The 19,127-nt window shown below is 32.9% G+C and carries 15 protein-coding genes and 7 pseudogenes; 15 read left to right on the top strand and 7 right to left on the bottom strand.

All coding sequences use genetic code 11. From position 1 onward, the window contains the following. Positions 1-298 precede the first annotated feature (298 nt). The 3 genes from ACUN0F_RS20330 to ACUN0F_RS20320 all read right to left on the bottom strand — a co-directional run bounded on the left by ACUN0F_RS20330 (position 299) and on the right by ACUN0F_RS20320 (position 3,345). Complete coding sequence (locus tag ACUN0F_RS20330) at positions 299-1,597, bottom strand: BclA C-terminal domain-containing protein (protein WP_445539109.1); 1,299 nt, start codon at positions 1,595-1,597, stop codon at positions 299-301. Between the two features lie 1,146 nt (positions 1,598-2,743). After that, entirely contained in the window at positions 2,744-3,043 is a 300-nt protein-coding gene (locus tag ACUN0F_RS20325; RefSeq protein WP_445539108.1) for a hypothetical protein, read from the bottom strand. Positions 3,044-3,123: 80 nt separating this feature from the next. Then, complete coding sequence (locus tag ACUN0F_RS20320) at positions 3,124-3,345, bottom strand: hypothetical protein (protein ID WP_000807684.1); 222 nt, start codon at positions 3,343-3,345, stop codon at positions 3,124-3,126. 138 nt (positions 3,346-3,483) lie between these two features. Here ACUN0F_RS20320 and ACUN0F_RS20315 point away from each other — a divergent pair, with 138 nt between their 5' ends. Continuing rightward, entirely contained in the window at positions 3,484-3,663 is a 180-nt protein-coding gene (locus ACUN0F_RS20315) for a hypothetical protein (RefSeq protein WP_445540862.1), read from the top strand. A 411-nt stretch (positions 3,664-4,074) separates the two neighbouring features. Here ACUN0F_RS20315 and ACUN0F_RS20310 read toward each other — a convergent pair whose 3' ends face one another. Further along, complete coding sequence (locus tag ACUN0F_RS20310) at positions 4,075-4,605, bottom strand: GNAT family N-acetyltransferase (protein ID WP_097917074.1); 531 nt, start codon at positions 4,603-4,605, stop codon at positions 4,075-4,077. A 611-nt stretch (positions 4,606-5,216) separates the two neighbouring features. Further along, the gene (locus ACUN0F_RS20305) at positions 5,217-5,942 is read right to left on the bottom strand and encodes a glycosyltransferase family 2 protein (protein WP_240514099.1); all 726 of its coding nucleotides are present in this window, start codon (positions 5,940-5,942) and stop codon (positions 5,217-5,219) included. Between the two features lie 1,506 nt (positions 5,943-7,448). Here ACUN0F_RS20305 and ACUN0F_RS20300 point away from each other — a divergent pair. From ACUN0F_RS20300 to ACUN0F_RS20280, 5 genes and pseudogenes are all read left to right on the top strand, one after another. Further along, complete coding sequence (locus ACUN0F_RS20300) at positions 7,449-8,783, top strand: exosporium glycoprotein BclB-related protein (protein WP_445540027.1); 1,335 nt, start codon at positions 7,449-7,451, stop codon at positions 8,781-8,783. A 334-nt stretch (positions 8,784-9,117) separates the two neighbouring features. Further along, positions 9,118-9,492, top strand: a complete 375-nt coding sequence (locus ACUN0F_RS20295; protein ID WP_060486850.1) for a hypothetical protein — start codon at positions 9,118-9,120, stop codon at positions 9,490-9,492. Between the two features lie 145 nt (positions 9,493-9,637). Next, positions 9,638-10,189: pseudogene (locus ACUN0F_RS20290) on the top strand (phage tail tape measure protein); the annotation flags it as partial. Between the two features lie 28 nt (positions 10,190-10,217). Continuing rightward, a pseudogene (locus tag ACUN0F_RS20285) lies at positions 10,218-10,283 on the top strand (hypothetical protein); the annotation flags it as partial. 59 nt (positions 10,284-10,342) lie between these two features. Next, on the top strand, positions 10,343-10,516 hold the full coding sequence (locus ACUN0F_RS20280; RefSeq protein ID WP_286675046.1) for a phage tail tape measure protein: 174 nt from the start codon (positions 10,343-10,345) through the stop codon (positions 10,514-10,516). Here the strand turns inward: ACUN0F_RS20280 and ACUN0F_RS20275 are convergent. Then, a pseudogene (locus ACUN0F_RS20275) lies at positions 10,516-10,659 on the bottom strand (TspO/MBR family protein); the annotation flags it as partial. The gene ACUN0F_RS20280 and the pseudogene ACUN0F_RS20275 sit on opposite strands and share 1 nt — an antisense overlap. A gap of 348 nt (positions 10,660-11,007) precedes the next feature. Between ACUN0F_RS20275 and ACUN0F_RS20270 the strand changes: the two are divergent. After that, positions 11,008-11,176 (top strand): annotated as a pseudogene (locus ACUN0F_RS20270) (N-acetylmuramoyl-L-alanine amidase); the annotation flags it as partial. Positions 11,177-11,274: 98 nt separating this feature from the next. On the opposite strand, the pseudogene ACUN0F_RS20265 reads toward ACUN0F_RS20270, so the two are convergent. Further along, a pseudogene (locus tag ACUN0F_RS20265) lies at positions 11,275-11,520 on the bottom strand (YolD-like family protein); the annotation flags it as partial. A 139-nt stretch (positions 11,521-11,659) separates the two neighbouring features. Between ACUN0F_RS20265 and ACUN0F_RS20260 the strand changes: the two are divergent. The 8 genes and pseudogenes from ACUN0F_RS20260 (at position 11,660) to ACUN0F_RS20225 (ending at position 19,116) form a co-directional block, all read left to right on the top strand. Further along, positions 11,660-12,062, top strand: a pseudogene (locus ACUN0F_RS20260) (GntR family transcriptional regulator). Further along, the gene (locus ACUN0F_RS20255; RefSeq protein WP_445540026.1) at positions 12,059-12,757 is read left to right on the top strand and encodes an ABC transporter ATP-binding protein; all 699 of its coding nucleotides are present in this window, start codon (positions 12,059-12,061) and stop codon (positions 12,755-12,757) included. The pseudogene ACUN0F_RS20260 and the gene ACUN0F_RS20255 overlap by 4 nt, the downstream one beginning before the upstream one ends. Further along, entirely contained in the window at positions 12,754-13,548 is a 795-nt protein-coding gene (locus ACUN0F_RS20250; RefSeq protein ID WP_445540025.1) for an ABC transporter permease, read from the top strand. Before ACUN0F_RS20255 ends, ACUN0F_RS20250 begins: the two co-directional genes overlap by 4 nt. Positions 13,549-13,587: 39 nt before the next feature. Beyond that, complete coding sequence (locus ACUN0F_RS20245) at positions 13,588-14,322, top strand: Bax inhibitor-1/YccA family protein (RefSeq protein ID WP_106101842.1); 735 nt, start codon at positions 13,588-13,590, stop codon at positions 14,320-14,322. Positions 14,323-14,589: 267 nt separating this feature from the next. Beyond that, positions 14,590-14,859: pseudogene (locus ACUN0F_RS20240) on the top strand (thiaminase II); the annotation flags it as partial. A 328-nt stretch (positions 14,860-15,187) separates the two neighbouring features. Beyond that, a complete protein-coding gene (locus ACUN0F_RS20235) occupies positions 15,188-17,575 on the top strand; it encodes an RNaseH domain-containing protein (RefSeq protein ID WP_445540024.1) in 2,388 nt (795 codons plus the stop codon). A gap of 208 nt (positions 17,576-17,783) precedes the next feature. Continuing rightward, positions 17,784-18,554: a DUF3959 family protein gene (locus ACUN0F_RS20230; RefSeq protein ID WP_445540023.1), complete on the top strand. Its 771-nt coding sequence runs from the start codon at positions 17,784-17,786 to the stop codon at positions 18,552-18,554. A gap of 145 nt (positions 18,555-18,699) precedes the next feature. Then, positions 18,700-19,116 carry a DUF3995 domain-containing protein gene (locus ACUN0F_RS20225; RefSeq protein WP_106101845.1) on the top strand — a complete coding sequence of 139 codons (417 nt, stop codon included), beginning with the start codon at positions 18,700-18,702 and terminating at the stop codon, positions 19,114-19,116. Positions 19,117-19,127: the final 11 nt, after the last annotated feature.

Here is a 19,127-nt window from a genome sequence, read left to right as displayed (position 1 = left end):
ATTTAGAAAAGAAATCAATACACGTTATTAATAGAAAACTTAATAAAAATTTCATTTTGTCACAAATAAAAGAGCAGTTAGCCCAGTCTAACTGCTCGATACAAAGGTAATAATCTAGATGCATAGATATTATATGCTGAATTATTGATTTTATTCAAGGAGGAATAAAGTAAAGATTTTTTAGGAAATAGGAGTAGGAACAAAATAGAAGAGCAGCTAGCAAAAGCTAACTGCTTGTTGAAAAAAGAATCCATCCCAGGTTATTTACTGGCAGAGTTTCAAGAAATAAATGATTAAATTAATTTAATTTTTCAATTACAATCGAAGCATTTATATTTGTTTGTGTTCCACCCGCCAAAGTCTGCAAAGTAACCGCAGCAGCGGAAGTATGATTATTAAGGGTAATAATATCACCTGCTGCTAAAGTGAGAATTGTTTGCCCATTGTTTTGTTGAGTACCTGCACCTGATCCATAAATGGAGTTGGTAACGGGAGCCCCATTTAAAAAGAGGGCAAATTGATTAGGTTCAACTCCTGATACAGAAAAAGAAATTTTATAATCTCCAGCATTAATAACTGTCATTTGAGAAGTTCCGAGCGTATGAGTAAAACCGGATGTGATTCTACCGTGTGAATTAAAAAGAATAGGTGCTTCTAAGGCAACAACTTGAGCTGCTGTATTGAAAACATAAGCATACTGGGATAAGCCAGATACTGTAAGACCGGCAGGCCCAGTAGGTCCGGTAGCTCCAGCGGTTCCTGGTAATCCAGTAGGCCCAGGAATGCCTTGGATACCTTGAAGCCCAGTTGGGCCAGTCGGGCCGATAGGTCCAATAAGTCCTGGATTACCTTGAATACCTTGGATACCCTGAATTCCAGTTGCCCCAGTTATTCCAGTGGGTCCAATAGGACCAATAGGCCCTGGATCACCTTGAATCCCCTGAATCCCTTGACTTCCTTGAGGTCCAGTGGGGCCAGGAATGCCTTGGATACCTTGGATACCTTGAAGTCCGGTTGGTCCTGGTGACCCAGTTGGTCCAGTGGGGCCAGTCACTCCGGTTGGTCCTGGTGGTCCCCCGGAAGGTCCAGTCGGGCCCGTTGGTCCTGGCGGTCCCCCGGAAGGGCCGGTAGGTCCAACAGCTCCAGAAGGTCCAGTTGGACCTACAGAACCAGGAATGCCAGGAATCCCTTGAGGTCCGGTCGGGCCAGGAATCCCTTGAATGCCTTGAATGCCAGGAATCCCTTGAATACCAGGGATCCCTTGAATTCCAGTGACCCCCGTTATTCCAGTGGGTCCAATAGGGCCTTGAATGCCAGGAATGCCTTGGATGCCTTGGATACCTTGAATTCCAGAAGGTCCAGTTGGACCAATAGATCCAGAAATCCCAGGAATCCCTTGAGGTCCAGAAATACCTTGAGGTCCAGTAGGTCCCAGGTTACCTTGAATTCCAGTAGGTCCGGTAGGTCCCCGAGGTCCACTTGAAGGTCCGGTAGCTCCAGTAGGTCCCGAAGGTCCAGTAGCACCGGTTAATCCAGTAGGCCCTATTTGAGGTAAAGGAAAGGGTATGTGACAACAATGCTTTTTAAATTTACTCATTTTTACACCTCCCTTATAAATTAACTATCAATTTATATTTATACTTTAACAACTTATGAGTAAACAGACACAGGGGTGTAAGGAAAAAACCTATGAAAAGTACATAATAGGTTTTAAGAGCAAGCCTCTATTTTAAATTCCATACCAAAAAGAGCACCATATATAAGTGCTCTTCTGACCAAGACTTATTGTAAACCTATGACTTGTGAGTATTCTCGAAATTAAGATATAATTCAAAAATTATTTAGTGCAGGGGATATTAAAAAAGAGCGCTTCGGAAAGCGCCCTTCTGTAACGACTATCCATTCTAAAAAGAAATGATGCAATATATCATATGAAATTATGTGAATTTAGTTGTGTGTATTTTGTATAAAAATTTCATTTTGTAGAAATAAGGAAACTAAAAAGAGCACCATGCATCAGTGCTCTTTAAGATAGGAGGTAACACTTTGAGCTGGATGGTTAGGTTAAAAATATATGATGTAGAAAAGGAATAAGACCTAAATTTTATTATTAACTCAATATAAAAGAGCAATTAGCTTTTGCTAATTGCTCGGCCCAAGGTAATAGACATAGAGTAGGTATTAGTAAAATTGGCTATTCACGAGCCTGTTTACAGTGTAACCAAGATTATTAAATGTATTCCCTCTTTAAAAATCTATTCAAACAGTGTTATTTAAAGAGGGAGTGGAGTAATGAAAAAGAATACTTTTCCTTTAAACATGAAATGATTTTTTAATTCTCAGTATTATATGAGTGCTAAGACAAAAATGTGTAATTAAAAGAGCAGCTAGCAAAAGCTAACCGCTCGGCTCTCGACCAAGAAAGCTAGAGTGGGAAGAACTTAAAGCTAACTTTATAAAGTCTTATATAGTATCGGGAAAATTTAGATTTTTATTCGTGTAAAACATAAAAAGAGCCGCTAACAAAAGTTAGCCGCTAAGCCCTCGGGTATGAAGGGAATTTAGAAACTGTATTTTTATTATTAACGGAATGTTGAATTTTATTCGGTTGAGTCTAAAAAAAAGAACTATATATTAGTGTCCTACAGACCTAGTCTCTTATAGTAACAGTTACTGGCGTTATGTGTAAGAACTACACGTTTATCTTGAAAATAATGATTATTATTCACATATAAATTCACAATTAAAGCACAATCGCATCAATACGCTCACAGTTAACTACAGTGATATCTCCGCTTTCATCTATAAATGTAGCAAGGCCGAATCTATTATGGAATCCTACAAATATAGAAGCTTTTAATATTGTGCCGTTAACTAACAGCTGTTTTATTTTTTTTCCTAAGTAAAATGTTTCTAAAAGATAACAAATATTTTTAGAACTCTCTTTTGGGGTTGGGATAAAAGAAATTCGGTTATTTGGAAGAGATGTTAGATTAGGACTGAATACTTTGGGAGTAATAGCATAGTTGATGAAAACTGACATTTTTCCGGCTCCTCTATTTTATAATTTATATTGAAATATGCTGTATGAAATAGGGCTTTTTTCAAAGCCCCATCTTTACTCTACTCAGCTTCAATTCTAAGCGCTTGAATATCACGACAGTCCAAAACAATTATAGAGCCAGGTTCTGTTGTGTTGTCTACAAATGTTACACAAAAATTATCTGGATTAAAGTTAGTAAAAATAAGATCCTCTAGTGTTGTTCCTGTAAGGAAAACATCTACTTCTGTACCTAACTGTAATCTTTCTAATTGTTCACATACACATTTTGTATGCTCAGCCATATAAAAACCTCCTTTCCTCGATTTACTATTAAAATATGTATAAATTAAATAGAATGATTGGAGTAATAGCTTAATAATACTAATTATTTTGCTAGTTAATATGTTTATAAAATAATACTTTGAATAGAAAGCGAGGTTTTGAAAAAGGAAGATAACGTAAAGCTTTTAGGTGATGATGGGATGTTAGGGACGGAGTACAAGGAAAGACAAATTCATGTATTTAACACAGAGGGCAATGTGATGGAATTACTTTCAACAAAAGAACAGGTTCAAGAGGCTATCGATTTTCTTGAAGAATGTAAAAAGGAAATGAAGTAAAAGTTCAATAGAGTAGATCGAACGGAGAGAAACCGTATCGTATAAATCAAGAGGGGATTCCAGATAAGGAAATCAGCATTATGTATGAGTGTAGCTTTACCTATGTTGGAAAACTCAAGAAGAAGTGGGAACGTGAAGGGAAATGGACGGGGTCAACTGATATGAGAAAAATCAAAAAAGTCTAGTGTTTCTCCAAGCACTCAAGCATAAGCCGTATGGAAAGCAAGTATTGCGCAAATCGGGTATTTGCAAGTGCATTATATAACGTTTATCTGGTGGGTAGTTTGGATCGCAGTAATCTTTACGCAGGTTTTACATGATATTGAAGTTTTTGATAAAGACCAAATTTGAATTTTGTATAAAAATTAAAGAAGCCTATACTTAAATATAGTATAGGCTGAGTGATTAAAATTAATCGGTTATTAATTTCGAATAAATATTTAAATCAATAAGCTTTCCAGCTGATTTTTCGCTTTTTCTTAGAGTCCCTTCAAAAGTGAATTGTAATTTTTGTAATACTTTTATAGAGTTCACATTTTTAGGTTCAACTTTTGCTTCGACACGATTTAGTTTCAGATGTGTAAAAGCGTAATCTAATAGAGCAGAAATCGCTTCAGGAGCATAACCTTTGCCCAAAAATGTTTTCGAAATATCATAACCAATCTCTGTTTTTGAGTTTTCGAAATCTAAGAAATTATAGCCACATGAACCGATAATTTGATTAGATTCTTTTTCAATAATAGTAAAACGGAGAGCTTTGTTATTTTGAGCAAGTTCATTGAGAAAATGAATCATATCTTTTGCTTGGTTTTTATCAGTGAAATTGCTTATATTCATGAATTTTGTAACGTCACGATTAGACCATATTTTAAGCATGCTTAATGAATCAGATTCCTTCATTTGTCTTAAATGTAATCTTTGTGCTTGTAATTCTGTAATCAATACTTTTACCTCCATTATGTTGTTGTGATGGGTAGATTAAAAATATTGATATCTGCGCATAATTCAGTCCCTTCTGGATAAATTAACTTCCATTATATAAGAAATTACTAAATTGAACAAAAGTGTTATTTTATAGTAATGCAAAAAGAGTACATATCGAATATGTACTCTTGAAAAAAGGAAGTGTATATAAGTGATGAAACACTATACTATAACATATGCTTGTCTCATTTAAAAGTGCAAGGAATATAATAAAATAGTTATTTGAAATAGAAAGGGGCATGAAAAGAAATGAAAGAGAAATTTGTTGAAGAAATGACACTTGCAGAAATATGGGAATAAATTGAAAAAGATGGTGGGATTCAGATTCATTCTGAAAGCTAAAAATGAACAAAATTCTTATTTTATGCATAAGAAAAAAGACAACATCCGAAAGGGGTGTTGTCTCAACAAATGTAAAATTCTATGAAAGAAAAGAGGAGATACAATAATATATGCTTGTCCAATTTAAATGTGAAAAGATTTTAACAAAAACACTATTTTAATAAGGAATGGCTCTTACTTAAAAGTAAAGAACGTATGGAAAGTTTCAAAATGTTTTTGATGGATTACTAGTTAGGAAAATATAAATCTGGAAATAAAGCTTGATATTCTGGGAGTAATCGAAGATCAATAGTTGAAGTTGCAAAGAATAGATATTTTTTTTCTAATTCATCAAGCGTTGCTAGGTGATGAGTACCTAAGCCATGCTGGATGCTATGTCTAGAAAGAGTCGGACCAATTTGTAATTTTCGATTTTTCATAGCTTTATTCCATGGGCTGTAAAAGAATTTTAAAACGAAAGCAGGATACATGTAAACGGTAAATGGATGAAACGACCAATGTCGCCCCGCCGAATAGTTACCTTGCGAGTAATTGTGGAGGAATCTGCCACCGTAGTATGGGGCAGGTGGAGTAGGATGGATTATTATCCCATGGTAACGCTGTTTGACAAGGGGAATGCCGTATCTCGGATTGGTATAACCGTGAGAAGGTTCATCCACCATTAGAATAGTCCTAATGGAATACATGTTTTTCCCTAAAGTAGCAAGAGAAGTGAAAAAGGCTTCCTTATCAACACAGCAAAGAAATTCAGTGGTATTTAAAACCATTTTCCATCCCGTAATTTCTTTTTCTATTTCCATTACTTCTTGATCAACTAATAAGGCATCAAACTCTAATACTTTTGAATCTCGGATTTCCCAATGAGGTGCAAATAATTTGCATATTTCAACCGAACGATCAGTAGATCCACGATTAATAAGAATGCCATGATCAAATAGTTTTGTGTGGTGCATTAACCACCAGGGGAGTAAATACTCTTCATTGTAAAAATGTGAAATTAAAGTTGTACTAATTAGAAACACCTCCGTTTAACAATGGATAAAATCTTTTTTGTTTTATTATAATATGTTGCTTATCCTAATAATTCTTAGGTATTAATTTAAATGAGTTTAAAACCCAAAAAGATATGTAAAAAAATTGTGTAAACACATTTAAATAAAAATTTCATTTTGTATTAATTTAGAACATAAAAAAGAGCACTTAATAAAGTGCTCTCGTGACGAGGCTCATTTTGTAAAGACTATTTCAATTTATAAAGAAAGGAACACATAATATTTTATGAAGTTATTTTCGATTAAGTGTGTATCTTTTATACAAAATTTTACTTTATAGGAAATGAAAAAGAGCACATATTTATAGTGCTCTAAAGTTAGGAGGTAACTCTGTCTTTGAACAAAATGAGCTACGTTGTAGATATATGTAATAAATAGAATGATAAGAACAAAAAAATAGCTAGCAAAAGCTAGCTACTTAGCCCCAGGGAAGGGAGAGGAGCGATCAATTAGGTCTAAGTTTGGAATAAGGGTTTTAGATTTTAAGACCTAACCTAAATATAGTATGGATTTTATTTGAGCTATTATGCATATAACTGGTTCCTCTTAAAAGAATGATCAACAAAAAAACAGCTAGCAAAAGCTAACTGCTCCAATCTTAAAGAAATATTAACTGAAATGTCTTAGAAGTTTCTGTATTTAAAGTATGTATCAAAATTTAAAGTATATTTAGTGTATTAAAAAAGGGGACTTCAAAAAATTCCTTTTCTCGGAGTAAATAATCAATGATATTATTTAAGGTTTAAAGAAATTTTATTGGAAATTGGTCAAAAAAGTATACAGATTTCATATAAAATTTTTGAAATAAAAAAGAGCACCATTATATGGTACTCTTCTATGAATCAGTACACCATTCAAATATTGTTAATGTTTGTGAGTCATGAACAATTAAATGGTTTGAAAAGTAAGGATTCAAGATAATGTATGTAAGATGAGTATAAGTTGTTACAAAGAAATAAAAATTAGTCGGCAAAAGCAAAATGATTAGCTCTTAATGGAAAATACAATGCATTATTAGAAACTCATGATACAAACAACTAGGTTGTGAGGGTTAAACTTTTTCAAAAAACTTCATTTGATATTACTCTAGAATGGAATTATTGAACTTATAAATTAATATGTCTTTTCATTTATTGATAAAATAAACACGTTGATAGGAGTAATAATGTATTCCTTTAAAAATATGCGTTTTTATTAGGAAATTAATCTAAGCACTAGATAAATAGATGCGTATACTTATATTATGTGAGTTGTGAAAGTAATTAAACTGAATTTTTATAGTTTAATTATTAGTAACTATTTTTATTCTAAGGAAAATGAATATTCAAAAATATTCAACGCTATTACAATTGAGTGTTTCTTAGTATAAGAGTATTCTCTCAAAATTATTAAATAAGGAGGAAATAAATGAAACATAATGATTGTTTTGATCATAATAACTGCAATCCGATTGTTTTTTCAGCAGATTGTTGTAAAAATCCACAGTCAGTTCCTATTACTAGGGAACAATTAAGTCAATTAATTACTTTACTAAACTCATTAGTATCAGCTATTTCAGCATTTTTTGCAAATCCAAGTGATGCAAACAGAGTAGCGTTATTCAATTTGTTTAATCAATTTTTAATTTTCTTAAATTCCTTATTACCTTCCCCAGAAGTTAATTTTTTGAAACAATTAACTCAAAGTATTTTAGTTTTATTACAATCTCCAGCTCCTAATTTAGGACAATTGTCTACATTATTGCAACAATTTTATAGCGCCCTTGCACAATTCTTCTTCGCTTTAGATCTTATCCCTATATCCTGCAACTCAAATGTTGATTCTGCCACTTTACAACTTCTTTTTAATTTATTAATTCAATTAATCAATGCTACGCCAGGGGCGACAGGTCCAACAGGCCCAACAGGTCCAACGGGTCCTGGAGGTGGAGTAACAGGTCCAACAGGCCCAACAGGTCCTGGAGGTGGAGCAACAGGTCCAACGGGAGCAACAGGTCCAACAGGCCTAACAGGTCCAACGGGAGCAACAGGTCTAACAGGAGCAACAGGTCTAACAGGAGCAACAGGTCTAACAGGAGCAACAGGTCTAACAGGAGCAACAGGTCTAACAGGAGCAACAGGTCCAACAGGTCTAACAGGTCCAACAGGAGCAACAGGTCCAACAGGAGCAACAGGTCCAACAGGTCCAACAGGCCTAACAGGTCCAACAGGTCTAACGGGAGCAACGGGAGCTGGAGCAGTTATTCCGTTTGCATCAGGTGGACCAGTAGCATTAGCAACTGTTTTAGGTGGATTAGCAAACACAGGAGCACTTCTTGGATTTGGAAGTTCATTCTTCCCTGTAATTGTCCCACCTGGTGGTCCAATTACTATAGGTCCTGTACCTCCAGTATTTGATTTTGCATTTGTAGCCCCTCGCGCAGGTACAATTACTTCGTTAGCAGGGTTCTTTAGTGTAACTGTAGCGGTTGCTTTAGCATTAGGAAGCATACAAATTCAAATGCAGTTGTACAGCGCACCAGCAGCAAGTAATACTTTCACTCCAGTAGGTGTACCATTACTATTAACACCAGCATTTAGTGGTCTAATTGCTATCGGTGCTACTTCAAGTGGCATTGTCGGAGAAGCAATTGCGGTCGCTCCACAAGATAAGATATTACTTGTTGTTTCATCAACTACACCTGGTTTTGATATAGCTACTGCTATTACAGGCTTTGCCAGTGCAGGTATAACATTCGTATAATCACTTGTAAGTTTTGTAGTTGGAAATTTTGATATAAAAAAGAGACTGTCAAAAAAGTATCCACAGATTAACTTTTGAAGACAGTCTCTTTTTTTAATTGTTTTTATACTTTATGCCTGGTGAAAACCATTAAATATGCTTAGAGAATCTGGTGAGATTTTGTTAAGTTAAATGATCACTGCTAGTAAATTACATAATAATAGACGTAAAACATCAAGGTTTACAGCAGATTGTGGATTACAAACTAATTTCATACACATATAAAGGTATATATCTAAAATATTTAAAGTTTTAGCCTTATACATGTAAGGATTGAGACGTGGGAGGATTATATTTGGACCAATTATCATTTTTCAAGCATATAGAGGAGAAAGAAATCCGACCTTTCGTGATAGAAGAGTTGCGAAAATACAGAGTGTTACGTATTAGATTCCAAAATCAGCAAGAAAGAACGGAATTGGGAGCAGAATTGCTGTTTCCTGAGTTAAAGCAAGTGGACAAACATGAGTTGAAGTATAGACAGTTAAAACGAGCTTTTGAGGAAGCTCTCGATGAGGATGAAAAAAGGATTCTTGAAATCAAGTATATGAGCATTAAAGAATTGAATGATGATTATATTTATACTGTTCTTGGTATGAAACGAGGAAGGTTTTATAGAAAAAGAAAATCTGGAATCGTTAATTTGGCTACAGCATTAGGTATGATATAAAAAATAATAGAACTTTTTGGGCACTGTTTTGGGCACTAAATAGGGTACCTTTTTACATTGGGATCAACGGTACGATATTCCTACAGTTACTTGTTCTTTGAAAAGAGCATAACGTGGGGATAACGTATCTATGCGCTCATAATCAATGATTATAGCACCTTTATCAAAACGTTACCGGAGAACGGGCATGGGCGGTAAGAATCCGCAAAAAGGACGAAAAGACCAGCAAGAATCTTCTCAACGAATTAATCATTTAGAGACTCAAGTAGAACAGTTGACTAGGGAAATGCAACAAGCAACACAGCAGATTAACCAAATGAACTCTGCTTTAAATCAAAACGCCACTAGTGCACAATATGCTGGTAACAGTATGGCTGCATTACGCGAAAGATTCGGTGGAGTGAGTGAAACACAAGCAACGATGATACAAGGTCTAGAACGAGCCAGTGGAGCATTGTTTTCAACAGGTGCAGCCGCCACAATTGCTGGTGGAGCAGTCGCTATGGGGCTTGGTTCAAGTGTAAAAGTAGCAGCTGATTTTGAGCAACAGATGGCTATGGCTAAAGTGGGTGCGATTTCTGGTGCGACAGGAAATCAATTAGGCAGTTTAACTGAAACCGCTAAAGAGTTAGGAGCATCCACTACCAAGTCAGCTAGTGAAGTTGCAGTAGGTATGCAGAACTTAGCCGCTTCAGGCTTCGAGGTAAAACGATATTATCGGAGCAATGCCTGGTATTATCGCTGCTTCCGAAGCCGCACAGGAAGATATGGCTATGACCTCTGAAACTGTAGCAGCCGCTTTAAATGTTTTTGGTATGGAAGCGAAAGAGTCTTCTCATATAGCGGATGTATACTTTCTCAATCAGCCAATCAATCTGCTGCAGGTATCTTGGATATGCAGTACAGCTTTAAATATGCAGCACCAGTTGCGAAAATGCTTGGTATATCCCTTGAGGAATTATCTGCTGCTACTGGTATCATGACAGACTCAGGTATCAAAGGCGAACAAGCAGGTAAAGCCTAAATAATTCCGATTATCATACCAGAAGATGTCCAAGGTGGTTTTTGCAGGGCAATATACCAAAAACGATTGATAGGGAATAAAATACTGGAAAGATAAAACAAACCATATGTGAGTAAGAATAACATGATACTAGATTTTCTCATAAACATTCTCCTTATTTTATAGAAGATTACAGAACTCTATACAATAGTATGTCCTTTCAATATATAAAATTATTATATTCAATATGTACATAGGTATTTTTACATTTTGATTAAAGTTACTTAGTGTTACGGTATACAGAAAAAAGAAACTGGGGGATATAGCAACAAAGTACGATTTATTTATAAGGTATAGTAATAGAGGCAATAAAAAAAGTGCTAACAAGTTTGCAAACGAACTTGCTAACACCTATACAAAATAGACATAAAATATCGCTGATATGTCTTCTTTAAAAATAGCTTTAATTAATGAAATAACACTTATACGAAAAACTCATAAAATCATTCTCAATATCTAAATTTAACAATGTCTGTTTCTATGATGCTCCATCTTGGCAGGACAAAGATGTGTCTGTCTCTGTAGATGCAGGATTAGGATTTACGATTGATGCGAATCTAACTGTCTATGGAACATCAATCACAATATAAAGTACACAATAGCAAAGGTAAAACATACTAAGTAACGGCAAATGAAGCCTATGTATATGTAAAGTGATTTTCACAAAAGAACAGTTTTATGTACAAAAATAAGAGCCATCCTATTGGATGGCTTTTATAGTTTATATTAACTAATTCATTGAATTTAAATTCTATATTCAAACCGAAAATGTCTGTACATACAGTTTTCATCATTGGTTCAATATGCGATACATTTATGTACATGTCGTGGATTATTCTGTCACGATAGTATGAAGTTAATATTTCCTCTTTATATTGCATCGAATAAAGAAGAACACAGTCAATCTACTCTCGTATATCCTCTGTAACAATGATTTTTGATACTTCATTCAAATCCTCAAGTATTTCGTGGGTTTTTCATACTATCTTACACTAATTCACTATATATCACCCTTTATTTATTATGGTTTTTAAAATAACTATTTACATATAATTTGTATCAGTGTACTATTCGACTAGTACACTGATACAAAGGAGGAAAGAAATGAAAACTGAGTTTTCTCCTAATATCCCCATTTATGTTCAGGTAATGGAATACATCAAAAAAGAAATTGTAACAGGACGTTTGGCACCAGGTGAAAAAATTCCTGCTGTACGTGAATTAGCAAGTGAATTACAAGTGAATTACAAGTGAATTACAAGTGAATCCAAATACAATTCAACGTACGTTTCAAGAGCTAGAACGGGAAGGTATTGCTGAGACACGTAGAGGAACAGGAAGATTTGTAACAATGAATGAAAAAAAAATTACAGAGCTACGCAAAGAAATGGCAAAAGAGTTGCTTGATAATTTTATAAATGGAATGAATAACTTAGGATTTATGGAAGAAGAGATTTTCTCAATACTCCGTTCTTCTTTTGAAAACAAAAAGGAGGAAAATGAATGAAAGAATTATTGGAAATTGAAAATCTATCAAAAAGATATGATTTAAAAACAGTGATTCAAGATGTAAGCTTAACAATATCAGAAGGGAAAATTATCGGTCTTGTTGGTGAAAATGGTAGCGGTAAAACGACATTATTAAAAATGATTTCTGGTTTACGCTTTCCTTCTAAAGGAAGTATTACAATTAAAGATAAAAAGGTGGGATTAGAAACGAAAAAAATCGTTTCATTTATGCCTGATAGTCCTGTTTTTGAAAAATGGATGACTGTAAAAGATGCCTTGTTGTTCTATCGATATATGTATGCTGATTTTAATCTACAACAAGCAATAGAATTAATAGCTAACTTTAAAATCCCGATAGAGGAGAATATAAGCATCTTATCAAAAGGGAAAACAGGGATATTACAGCTAATATTAACCTTTTCAAGGAAAGCAAAGGTATATGTATTAGACGAGCCATTAGGTGGAATTGATCTTGTTTCTAGAAAGCATATATTAGATTTAATTCTTAACTTTTATCGTGAAGATAGTACCATTCTTATTTTGACTCATTTAATAGAGGAAATTGAAAATATATTTGATGAGGTAATCTTTTTAAAAGACGGGAGTATTGTATTGCATGAAAATGTAGAAGAAATTCGTTTTCACCATGGAAAAGCAGTACATGAGTTATTTAAGGAGGTTTTTGAGAAATGAATCCACTTTTTCGTTATTTATTTAATTGTAATAGAAAAAAGATAGCCGTCTTTTATTTTGGATTTATTACTATTTCGTTACTTCTTTTATTTAATATGATGGGACTATCGAAGGGTACAAATCAGCTTACAAAGGATATAACATTAGGTATATTTATTTCAATAATAGGTAGCGCTGCATTTTTACTGCTTTTAATAGCTTTGCCTTCTTTCAATAAAGTGCTAAAAAATACTATGATACGTTATACAGCCATCTCAGGAAAAAAATATATATATGCAAATTTATTCTTTTTCACGTTAATGTTTATTCTCTTACTAGTAATAGGCATAATTTTTCTATACTATTTCTCCCAAAGTACCTACGGTGGAAAAGTAGTCGGGGGATACCAACAAGAATTTCATGAGTTATATGCATATGGATTTCTTCATCACATACTTTCTGTTTTATTATGGGGAATCGATTTCATGAGTATATTAATCTCCTGCTATTTCATCATGGTAATTACAAAACTGATTCCTATAAAGTCATCAATAAGTAAGATGATTTTATCTGTTATTTTCTTTGCTTTATTTTTAACAATCCAAATGTTCGTGTTGGATGTTTTAAGTAGATTAGAGAAATATGTAATCACCATAAAGAGTACGGGGTTCATAGATAAAAATGGTTTTATTGACACATCACTATATCCTAGTGAAGGATTCACTATTTTAGATGTATGTTTTACTTGCATATTCATAATTGTCTTAACAGCTATTACAGGTCGTATCATTGATAAAAAATTAGAAATATAAAGCTTCACTTTAAAGATAGAATGTATTTAGGAGGAAAAAATGAGAACAACTAATCCAATATTAAAAAAAGAAAAATTTCATAAAGAGGAGACAAATGCTTCTACGATGACTATTGGTGGAACAATAGTAAAAACATTCATTTTGCTTACCTTACTTCTTGCAGCGTCTATCTATTCATACGTACAGATGATACAAGGAACAATGAAAATACCTGTGTTAATTGGAATTATAATAGTTACTCTAATTGTCGCATTTGTAGTTATATTCATTCCTCGCATATCCCCAATTTGCGCACCGATTTACGCAGTATTACAAGGGATTTTATTAGGAAGTATTTCAGCGTATTATACAATGCGATTTGGTGATTCTATCGCTTTAACTGCCGTATTACTAACAATTTCGATTTTATTTGCCATGTTAGTGTTATACGCAACTCGAATAGTAAAAGTAACTAAAAAGTTTCGTGCGGTTGTAACGGTTGCAACACTTGGAATTCTTATTATGTATTTTATTGTTTTCTTACTGGGCATCTTAGGGGTGACTGTTCCATACATTCACCAAGGTGGGACAATAAGTATCATTATAAGTACAATGGTAATAATTGTTGCTGCATTAGATTTATTACTAGATTTCGATTCAATTGAAAATGGTGTTCATAGTAGAGCACCAAAGTATATGGAATGGTACAGTGCAGTAGGGCTTATGATGACATTAGTATGGTTATACTTGGAGATCCTTCGTCTGGTTTCTTACATTATGAAAAACAAAGATTAAAAAACATCCTGCATGTTTCAAACATGCAGGATGTTTTTGTGAAGGTTTGTGTAATAGAAGAAATATAAAAAAGTGCTAACAAATTTGCAAACGAACTTACTAACAGCTATACAGAATAGACATAAATTATCGTGCCTTATTTGAAAATAGCTTTAATCAGTTAAATTAAACTTATACGAAATGCTCATAAAAATAGTCTTAATACCAAGAGTTTAACCATCTAGATATTTTATTGGTATTGAGTCGAAACCGGGACATGATATTGATTTCTACTCAATTGATGAATGTTTAAAAGAGCGTCAGCCAGAAGAGCCAATTTATAAAGAATGGATTTCTGCATCGGACTGGTTCCGTACTTTAGTTGAAGAGCAAATTGCACGGTTAGATACTATCGCTGAACAAGTGACAGAGTCTGACTGCAAGTGAATGAAACAACATTTTATTATCAATAGTTAATATGAATATTAATTTCGGGAAATGGCTTATACTTTAGAAAAGTGGCGAGTGAATACAGATGTAAAAGAAGTAATTGGATAAAAAAGGTATTACTAAACTTAGGAATAGACAATACCTTTTTATAGTTATTTTTGTAAAGTTATTGTAAATTGCAAATATAATACACTATTTATATTGTATAATTCTAATGTATTGTATTTAATATTAGTAGGTGGTGATGTATATGTTGTGTTTTATAAAATATAGAAGATAAGCAATTATTATTTTTTATTTATAATGTATTATTTGAATAAATTAATAATAATTTAATTTTAAAGAACCGGGTTTTAATTGATTAGATTACGTAACGTAACGGTTTCTTCTAGTTTTTAGATGATCAAGGCAAATGAAGAAAGGAAGTATTCATTACATGGAAAAACTACGGTTATTAACATTTGAGAATATAGTAGAGCCGCTTTTAAACGAAAGTGTATCATTTATATACTTTCCTATCGAATGGCTTGATATTGTAGAAATACATTATAAGACATTTTTATTAACAAGTAAGTTAAAACGATTGAATGAAAGATTATATGATATGTTTTCTGATATATTGTTTATTCAGCATAATCCATATGTATTAAATGAAAATACACCATGGATTGTATCCAAAGAACCTATTAGAAAAGAACAACTTGATTATATTTTCCAAAGTTGGTATGAGGTGATTCATGATTGGAAACCTAATAAATTAATAGAATTGCCAAAATATGAATGGCATTACGATTTAATTTCTAATTTAACAGTACTACATGATAATGAAATATATTCTAAGTGGGTGCCCGCTTTAATTTCACATGTTTTTTGTGAACAACCTGTACGATTAGAGAATATCAACGAAGAAGATATATATTTTTCTCCTCTTAGATCACAAAATATTTGTGAGGCAATGTCAAAGCCAATTAAAGATGAAAAAACACAAGATTATTTCGCCTATGTATATCGGTTCGAATGTATAACGCGCGGTGGCGAGAATATTCCGTTATTAAATGTTTCAATAGGAATTCGGAGGTTTTATCAAGAATATAACCATCCAGATATTCCTTTGCTATTAAGACGTAAACGGGGCATGATATTGGTTTCTACTCCAGAATTTGCATCGAATAATAAGAAATTACGGTTTGTAAAACTAAAAGTACAGCAAGCTACAAACGGCATAAAATGGATTAAGATATTTAGAAATTTAAAAGATGATTTTCGTATAGGTGGAGAAGTTGAATTAGAGCATATTCTTCAATATCCGAAAGATTATATGCTAGGAACAAATATTAGGGTGTTACTTCCATACAATGAGAGAATATATAAAGTTCAAGGTACTAAAATAAAACCTGGTATAAAAGTAAAGGAAAGAGAGTATTTATTTAAAGGGTTTCAGCAAAAATTCACTTATTTCACATTACTACCAGAATGTAAAAAGATAGCAACAAATAATGAAAATGAATTATTCCCTTTAATTGCACCAAAAGAATTAGAGACTATAACGTTAGAAATATGGTCTGAAAAAATATCGATGGAAGTAGAACAAGCGTTAATTGAAAGTGAAATTGTGTTAGCTCAAATTGGTGAGTCTTCATATGTATTAAATGCAGATTCTCCAGTATTGTTAAAAATAGTAAGATATAATATCGAAAAAGTATTACAAAATCCATATAAAATGCAATATTGCCAGAAATACAAAACAAATTTAGTAGAGAATGTTATGAAAGCGATTTATGCTACTGCAGGTGAGCGCAATGATGCGACATTGGCGTTAATCGCAATGGAAAATTGTGATGGACGTGAAAAAATTGATCCAAAGCAAATCGTTAGAGAAGGGTTTGCACGAACAAACCGTATTTCAGCATTTATTAATTTATTTATTGGCCAAAGTGTATCTCGTAAAACAATTATAAATTGTATTTTTAGTTTATTAGAACAAAGAGGATTTTTGAAACGTAGTTGGAATAAGATAAATTTACCTTGTACATATGTTAATTTATCAATTGAGCGAATCTCGAAATTTGATTTCTTACCTATTTTTTCACAAATAAAAGGAAAAGAAATTTCATATAAATTATACGGGAATACAGAGTGGCAAACGATTGATCGCTTATTATTAAATATAAATAAACATAATACCTTTTTACCGCAACCTTCAAAAAGAAATGATATGGGAATTCAATTTAAACAATTTGTTTTTGAAACATTAAAGGGAATTTTACAACGTGCAAAAGAGAAAAATGAGCAAGTGTATTTCATTGTAGATGCGAATTTAAGAAAATATTGGATAAAAGAGTTACAAAATAAAAAAATTGATGTAGATATTTTACCGGAGATTGTTCCTGATGAGCTAAAGGTTCCTAATTTAAACGTAATAAGAATAAATACAGCTTTTGATACACCAAAATACGGTCTGATAGAACGTGATGGTGTTCCTGAGGGTACAAGTTTATATGTAGATCAAAAAGGGATGTATTATAGCACTGGTGAGTATTCGTTTAATGGTAGTGAAACATTGCAGCGATACATACTCGAAATTTTACCGCTGGGTGTAAAAGCTGTAGAAAGGAATTATATTGCCAAAATGGTACATTATATGTGCTGTAATTCAAGTATGCTTTTGGAAAAGAATGTACACATGCCGTATTCCATGCATATGGCGAAAGTAATAAAAAGCTATGTGACTGATATAGATGCAAGAGAGTTTAAAGAGTTTGATGATGAACTAGATGTAGATATAATTAATATAGAAAAGAAAGATTCAATTATTCTACTTTAAATAATAGTAGACAAATCCTGCTCATTATATCGATCAGGATTTGTCATTTTTCCATGTAAATAAGGATATCTTTTGTCATGTATCTTTTCTTTTACGTATTTACTTTATTTCCATACAGGATTAAGATGTTTTTTAGAAATAAAAAACTACATCATTTTGAAAAGCAATATGAATTGATTCAAAAGAAATTTGAAAGGAATGAGGAATTGTGAAGAAATTAGATGTACTATTAATGCTATTGAGCGGCCTCTTTCCAGTTGCAGGAATTATGAAGCAAATCCCACTAGAGCAATCTTTATATATTGGAGGCCTTTTATTTTTCACTAGTTTCGGTAGTTATTTTGCGAAAAAAATATATTCACGCATATGTAGTTGGATAGCGTATGCGCCATTTATAACATTACTGTTAGTCATTTGGTATCAAGATATTTCAACAAGTTCAATCATAGCGAATGCGAAAATTGCCGCTTGTATTGCTTTAATTCCATGTTTATTCCGTTTTCGTACATATGGACTTACTTTCGGTTTATTCTCATTATGGGCCGCTTTACTTTGGGATATTAAAGAAGTGCAATCGTTAGTCATACTTGAACGTATGTCGAGTTTAATGACAAGCAATTTCAAATACCTCATGCTTTTAGTTGGCGGACTTATATTGGGTGGATTAATTGCTATGTTATTACACCGTAAAGAGGAGGATAATAAAGAAAATATAACTCTATTTCAACAAAAAAAGAAACGCAAAAAACTATCATTTAAGATTCCACTCCCAAGATTACCGAAATTTAAGATAAAATTATTTAAGTTTGGTGGAAAAGTATCAAAACGAAAAACGCCAGAAAAAATAAGTGAGCATAATTACGATAAACCAGCTACAACTACAACATATGAAATGACAGAGCAAATAGATCCATATAAAGAATGTACTGCTCAAGGACAAACGAGGATGGAACGTCGTAGAAATAGGTATAATGCATAGGAAATTTCAGTAAACCCTTTAATGATTTATCATTGAATTGATGAATCATTAAAGGGTTTTTTATGTAATTAAATATAGATTGCTAATGAGAGAACTATAGCATATTTTAAGGATAGGGATTTAAATACAATAATGGGAGGACAAAATGCTTATTATTACATATATTTCTGTCTGTATATTATTCTTAGTTAGCTTTTTACATATTTATTGGGCTTTCGGAGGTAAGTGGGCGACAAATAGTGTCATTCCAACAAAATCAGGAGAAAAGGCGTTTACACCAGGTGTAGGAATGACATTGTTCATTGCGTTGTTATTAAGTATGGCAGCAATGATTTTATTACAACAAACAAATATTATTCATTTTCCAGTTCCTAATGTATTTGTTCAATTAGGCTCTTGGATTTGTATGATTGTATTTTTCATAAGAGTAATTGGGGAATTTCATTATTTTGGTATCTTTAAGCGAAAAAAAGATACGCATTTCGCTAAAATGGATACTGTTTTATATATACCACTTTGTGCATTTTTATCTTTATCGTTCTTACTAGCAATTATAACGTGAACATAAAATAG

Source organism: Bacillus sp. 1A (assembly GCF_052682215.1).
The sequence above is the reverse complement of the archived record's forward strand: the minus strand, read 5'-3'. Positions and strand labels throughout refer to the sequence as shown.